This window comes from Streptomyces sp. YS-3 (genome assembly GCF_045257485.1).
Taxonomy (GTDB): Bacteria; Actinomycetota; Actinomycetes; order Streptomycetales; family Streptomycetaceae; genus Streptomyces.
The window spans coordinates 1-6,129 of the sequence record NZ_JBJHPC010000435.1; the positions used below are offsets into that span (position 1 = coordinate 1).

Genomic DNA, 6,129 nt, shown 5'->3' on the forward strand with positions numbered 1-6,129 from the left:
GTGCACGGTGCTGCGCAGCCGGGGCCGCACGCTGGGGGTCCTCACGTTCCTCCGGGGGCCCGGCAGGCCCGCGTTCGAGCGGCCGGACGCGGTGTTCGCGGAGAGTGTGGCGGTGCGGGTGGCCGCGTCCCTGGACCTGTCCCGGGCACTGTCCCCGACCCCGCCCGTGCCCTGAACCGGGCCCGTTCCTGAACCTTGCCCGTGCCATGAACCCGGCCCGTGCCCTGAACCTTCTGGGGCGGGCCCCGGGACTTCGTGCCGCCCCGGCCGCGCCGCGCTCAGTGCCGGAAGAAGATCCGGTCCCCGTACTCCGCCAGCACCCGCCCGTTCCACTCGTGGCCCCCGTCCACGTTCCCCGACCGCAGTAGCGGCGGTTCGAGGCCGCGCTCGGTGAGGGACTCCGCGGCGGCGGCCATCATCGCCTGCATCAGCGCGCTCGTGACCACCGTCGAGGCGGGCGCGAACGGCGCCGGGACCGCCTCGTGGGTGAGTTCCGCGTCACCGATCGCGATCTTGCTGTCGAGGACGATGTCGCAGTGGTCGCGCAGGAACGTCCCCGACACGTGCCGCGACTTGGTGCCCTCGGTGTACGCCAGCGACGTCACGCCGATGACCTTCAGCCCCAGCGCCCGCGCGTTCATCGCCATCTCGACCGGCAGCGAGTTGCGCCCGGAGAGCGAGACGACCACCAGGACGTCGCCGGGCTTCGCGGGGCTGGAGTCCAGGACCGCGCCCGCCAGCCCGTCCACCCGCTCCAGCGCGGAGCCCAGCGTCGCGGGCGTCACGTCCACCCCGACCGTGCCCGGCACCGCGAGGAGGTTCATCAGGGCGAGCCCCCCGGCCCGGTAGACCACGTCCTGGGCGGCCAGCGAGGAGTGCCCGGCGCCGAAGGCGAACAGACGGCCGCCCGCCGCCACGGTGTCCGCGATGGCGGTACCGGCGGCGGCGACGTTCCCGCCCTCCTCGTCCCGTACCCGCTGGAGCAGCCCGATGGCGGCGTCGAAGAACTGACCGGCCAGTTTGCTCTCGCTCATCGCCTGGGCCCTTTCCGAGGGAATGCTGGGGGAATGGGAATAGTCCGTGCCGCCGCACACGTTGCGGTCTGGACCATTGCCGTGTCAATACGCCCGGCACCCGCCCGGTCGCGGTCCGCCGCACGGGCCGTTCGCGGCCGGGGCACGGTTGTCAGTGCCATGCGTCAGAATTGAGCCAGGGCCAGCGCACGAGTGTTTTCAACATTCACAGCATCGAGGGGCACGTATGTCCGGACTGATCGACACGACGGAGATGTATCTCCGCACCATCCTCGAACTTGAGGAAGAGGGTGTGGTCCCCATGCGCGCCCGGATCGCGGAGCGACTCGACCAGAGCGGGCCGACCGTGAGCCAGACGGTCGCCCGCATGGAGCGCGACGGCCTGGTGCAGGTCGCGGGCGACCGGCACCTGGAGCTCACCGAGGAGGGCCGCCGCCTGGCCACCCGCGTCATGCGCAAGCACCGGCTCGCGGAGTGCCTGCTCGTCGACGTGATCGGCCTGGAGTGGGAGCAGGTGCACGCCGAGGCCTGCCGCTGGGAGCACGTGATGAGCGAGGCGGTGGAGCGCCGGGTGCTGGAGCTGCTGCGCCACCCGACCGAGTCGCCGTACGGGAACCCGATCCCGGGCCTTGAGGAGCTGGGCGAGAAGGCCGAGGCCGACGCCTTCCTGGAGGACGGCATCATCAGCCTCAACGAGCTGGCGCCGACGGACGACGGCATGACGGTCGTGGTGCGCCGCATCGGCGAGCCCATCCAGACCGACGCCCAGCTGATGTACACCCTGCGGCGCGCGGGCGTGCAGCCCGGCGCGGTCGTCAGCGTGACGTCCTCCCCGGGCGGCGTCCTGGTCGGCAGCAGCGGCGAGGCGGCCGAGCTGGGCGCGGACGTGGCCTCGCACGTCTTCGTGGCCAAGCGGTAGGGCGGACTTCAAGGAGGCGGGGGCGAAGTCGCGCGGGTGAGCGGCGTCGCCCCCGTTCCGTTGGGGCACAAGGGAGTTGGGAGAGCGGGCCGGGCGCCTTCCCCGCCCGTTCTTTTCCCGTCGGATCGGCAGCGGACGGGCGGTCCGCGTGCCACGCTGTCGGGTGAGGCATATGACCTGAAGGACCCGAAGCCGGGCCTGGAGCCGGGCCCGGGGGAGCCGGAGGGCGTACGGCCCGCGAGGGAGGGGAGAGGTGGGGACCATGCGGGAAGCCACGCCCCGTAGCGCCACGCGCCACCGTGCCACGCCCCGTAAGCCTGCGACCCGCACGGCTGTCTCCCGTACCGCTTCCTTCCGTACGGCCGCGTCCCGTGGAACAGCAGAGGGCCCCGGCGCCCTGCGGCGCCGGGGCCTGCCCTCCCCGCTGCTGACCCGGAGCCCCGAGCTCTCGGGGTCAGCTCCCTCGGGCCGGCCGTTCTGTCCCAGCGTGGCCGCCCGCCTCCCGCAGAAGATCTCCCCTCGGGGCGGCCCGTCAATCCTTGAGACCGGTCACTCGAACGAGGGGTGTTGCGGGAGAGACGCGAGTTTTCGAATAGAGGTTCGATACCCTGCGGTGAACTGACTCCAGAGCGGCCCAGGGCTTCGGGGGCTGAAGGGGGTGCCTGACAGATGGCGCGACGCAGCGACGTGACGGGATCCGATGGCGTACGCCTCGCTGCCTGGGAGTTCGCGGACCCGCCCAAGGACCGCGGGGACAGCGACCGGGCCGCACCCGGGGTGTTACTGCTCCACGGACTGATGGGCCGCGCCGCCCACTGGGCGCCCACCGCCCGCTGGCTCGGCGAGAAGCACCGCCCGGTCGCCCTCGACCAGCGCGGCCACGGCCGCAGCGACAAGCCCGCCGACGGCCCCTTCACCCGCGAGGCCTATGTGGCGGACGCCGAGGCGGCGATCGAGCAGCTCGGCCTCGCCCCGGTCGCCCTCGTCGGCCACTCCATGGGCGCCCTCACCGCCTGGCAGCTCGCCGCCCGCCGCCCCGACCTGGTCCGGGCCCTGGTCATCTGCGACATGCGCGCCTCGGCGCTCGGCGCGGCCTCCCAGCGCGAGTGGGAGGACTGGTTCAAGTCCTGGCCGGTGCCCTTCGCGACGCTCGCGGACGTACGGAAGTGGTTCGGCGAGGACGACCCGTGGGTCGAGCGCCCCAGCCCCTCGCGCGGTGACTTCTTCGCCGAGGTGATGGCCGAGCGCGCCGACGGCTGGCGCCCCGTCTTCTCCCGCCGCCAGATGCTGAAGTCCCGCGCGACCTGGGTGTTCGACGCCCACTGGGAGGAGCTGGCGCAGGTCCGCTGCCCGGCGCTGGTGGTCCGGGGCCTCGACGGCGAGCTCGGCCGCGCCGAGGCCCAGGAGATGGTCCGCGTCCTGCCCCGGGGGAGGTACGCGGAGGTGGACGGCGCCGGCCACCTCGTCCACTACGACCAGCCGGAGGCCTGGCGCGCTGCGGTCGAGCCGTTCCTCCGGGAGACGGCCGAGCACCCGGTCCCCTCGGAGCCCTGACTCAGCCCCGGCTGACCGCCGCGAGGATCTCCGGCAGCCGCCTCGCGGCGCGCGGGGCCGCCGCCCGCAGCCCGGTGTGGGCGACGAGCACCGCGTACCCCGCCCCGACCGGCAGCAGCAGCCACAGCGCGCCGTGCCGGTCCGAGAGGTGCAGCCAGACCGTCAGGGCGATCAGCGGCGCGCAGAGCAGTGCGCTGGTGAGCATCCCGCCGATGATCGCCAGGAACGCGATCCCGCCCTGGCCCGGCGCCACGTTCTTGCGGCTGTCCTGCGGGATCGAGTACGGAAACATCGCCGAGGCGACCGCGCCCGTACCGAGCATCGCCCCGAGCAGCCCCAGCGAGAGCCCCAACGCCTGCGGGAAGGCGCCCCAGTTGCCGACCAGCGAGGCCGTGACCACCGCGACCAGGACGGTGTACGGCACCGTCACCAGCGCGATCGCCAGGGCGCGGGCGCGCAGCTCCAGCAAGGCGTCCCGGGAGGTGGAGACCGTCTGGACGACCATCCAGAACGCCGAGGTGTCCTGCCCGAACTGGTTGGACATCTGGGCGCCCAGCATGAACGCGCCGAACGAGGCGAAGTACACCGTGCCGTTGCCCTGGAGGGCGTTGACGACCGGGACGATCAGACCCAGGGCGAGCGAGGTGATCCACGCCGCCTTGGTCTTGGGGTCGCGCCAGGCGTAGCGCAGGGTGCGCAGCATCACGGTGCCGGTGCGGCCCTCGGGCAGCAGGGCGGCCGGGCCGGGCCGTCCGGTCTGCTCGCGGGCGGAGTCGGCGGGGCGCAGGGTCGAGCTGTCCGGGCTCGTCATCAGCCGCACCAGCGAGCGCTGCCAGGCGTACAGCAGGGCCGCCAGGGCCACCGCCGTCAGCAGGAGTTGCGCGGCGGCCCGTCCGTACGCGCCGTCGCCCGCCGCCTCGACCGCGCCGATCGCGGCGGCGGGCGGCAGCCAGCGCAGCACGTCCGCGACCGGGTCGAGGGCGGAGAGGCCACCGGAGTCGCCGAGCTTCTGCACGCCGAAGTTGACGAACTGGAAGCCGATCGCGATCACCAGACCGCTCAGGACCGCGAGGTCGCGGCCCTTGCGGGAGGTCAGCAGACGGGTGTTGGCGGTCGCCACCGTCCGCGCGAGCGCCACGCACACCAGGATCGTCAGCGGTACGGCGACGACCGCGACCCCGGCCGCCGCCGCGCTCCGGGCCACCGCGAGCGCCGCGCCGAGCGTGAGGCAGAGCGTGAACAGCGGCCCGATGCCGACCAGGGAGGCCGCCAGCAGCGCCACGATCAGGGGGCGCGGGCGCAGTGGCAGCATCACCAGCCGGGTCGCGTCCAGCGTCTCGTCACCGCTGGGGAAGAAGAGCGGCATCACCGCCCAGGCGAGCGCGAGGACGGCGGCGACCAGCACGGCCACCGTGCCCGCGTGTGCGTCGCCGCGCAGCGCCACCAGGCCCAGGAGCTGGAGGGCGGCGAAGAGCAGGGCGAGGACGACGGAGGTGATGTAGGCGGCGCGGCGCCCGCCGGACTGCCGCAGACCGTTCCTGAGCAGGGACAGCTTCAGCCGCACGAAGAGCGGGACAAGGGAGGGCGCGCCCAGGGACGCGGGCGCCGCGGGTGCCGTGTGCGCGGTGCTCATCGGGCCGCACCGCCGCCGAGCCAGTCGAGGGTGTCACCGGTGTCGCGGCCGTGGGCGCCCACGAGTTCGAGGAAGGCGCTCTGGAGCGAGCTCGCGCTGCCCCGTACCTCCGCGAGCGTGCCCTGCGCGCGGATGCGCCCCGCCGCCATCACCGCGACCCAGTCGCACAGCGACTCCACGAGCTCCATGACATGGCTGGAGAAGACGACGGTCGCGCCGGAGGCGGTGTAGCGCTCCAGGACGCGGCGGATGGTGGCCGCCGACACCGGGTCGACGCCCTCGAACGGCTCGTCCAGGAAGAGCACTTCGGGGTTGTGCAGCAGCGCCGCCGCGAGCCCGATCTTCTTGCGCATCCCCGTGGAGTAGTCCACGACGAGTTTGTGCTGGGAGCCCGCCAGGTCCAGCACGTCCAGGAGCTGGGTGGCCCGCTTGTCGACCTCGGCGCCGGGCAGTCCGCGCAGCCGGCCGGTGTAGCCCAGCAGTTCGCGGCCGGTGAGGCGCTCGAAGAGCCGCAGCCCCTCGGGCAGCACACCGATCCGGGACTTCACCGCCACCGGGTCGCGCCACACGTCGTGGCCGCCGATCTCGACGGTGCCCCGGTCGGGGCGGAGCAGGCCGGTCACCATCGACAGGGTGGTGGTCTTGCCCGCCCCGTTCGGCCCGACCAGACCGATGAACTTGCCCGCCGGCAGCTCCAGATCGATCCCGGCGACGGCGATCTGGTCGCCGAAGCGCTTCCACAGATCGCTGACCCGGACGGCGGGCGGCAACTGCCCCGCGGGTGCCGGTTCCGCCGCAGCGGAGCCGCCGTCGAATGTCTGGTCCGGCATGGTGGTGCGCCTTTCGTCCCCGTCCGTACGTCCGTACGGCCTCGGGAACAGCCTACGAGCGGCGGCCCCGGGCGGCGGCGGCCTCGCGTCCGCAGGCGTACGCGAGGGGGCTGATCAGCTCCTCCGCGTCGGGCAGCCAGCGGTTGGCGGGGGTGGGGC

Annotated in this window: 5 protein-coding genes and 2 pseudogenes; 3 read left to right on the plus strand and 4 right to left on the minus strand. The window is 73.6% G+C overall.

Annotated features, from left to right (window positions below):
• Positions 1-175, plus strand: a pseudogene (locus ACJA3G_RS27395) (diguanylate cyclase); the annotation flags it as partial.
• A 103-nt stretch (positions 176-278) separates the two neighbouring features.
• Here ACJA3G_RS27395 and ACJA3G_RS27400 read toward each other — a convergent pair.
• On the minus strand, positions 279-1,034 hold the full coding sequence (locus ACJA3G_RS27400) for an SIS domain-containing protein (protein WP_406555716.1): 756 nt from the start codon (positions 1,032-1,034) through the stop codon (positions 279-281).
• A 226-nt stretch (positions 1,035-1,260) separates the two neighbouring features.
• On the opposite strand from ACJA3G_RS27400, the gene ACJA3G_RS27405 reads away from it, so the two are divergent.
• Entirely contained in the window at positions 1,261-1,953 is a 693-nt protein-coding gene (locus ACJA3G_RS27405) for a metal-dependent transcriptional regulator (RefSeq protein ID WP_406555717.1), read from the plus strand.
• Positions 1,954-2,622: 669 nt separating this feature from the next.
• A complete protein-coding gene (locus tag ACJA3G_RS27410) occupies positions 2,623-3,507 on the plus strand; it encodes an alpha/beta fold hydrolase (RefSeq protein ID WP_406555718.1) in 885 nt (294 codons plus the stop codon).
• A gap of 1 nt (position 3,508) precedes the next feature.
• Here the strand turns inward: ACJA3G_RS27410 and ACJA3G_RS27415 are convergent, their stop codons facing one another.
• The 3 genes and pseudogenes from ACJA3G_RS27415 to ACJA3G_RS27425 form a co-directional block, all read right to left on the minus strand.
• Positions 3,509-5,140, minus strand: a complete 1,632-nt coding sequence (locus ACJA3G_RS27415; RefSeq protein ID WP_406555719.1) for a transporter — start codon at positions 5,138-5,140, stop codon at positions 3,509-3,511.
• Complete coding sequence (locus ACJA3G_RS27420) at positions 5,137-5,970, minus strand: ABC transporter ATP-binding protein (protein WP_406555720.1); 834 nt, start codon at positions 5,968-5,970, stop codon at positions 5,137-5,139. Before ACJA3G_RS27420 ends, ACJA3G_RS27415 begins: the two co-directional genes overlap by 4 nt.
• A gap of 52 nt (positions 5,971-6,022) precedes the next feature.
• Positions 6,023-6,129, minus strand: a pseudogene (locus tag ACJA3G_RS27425) (DNA primase); the annotation flags it as partial.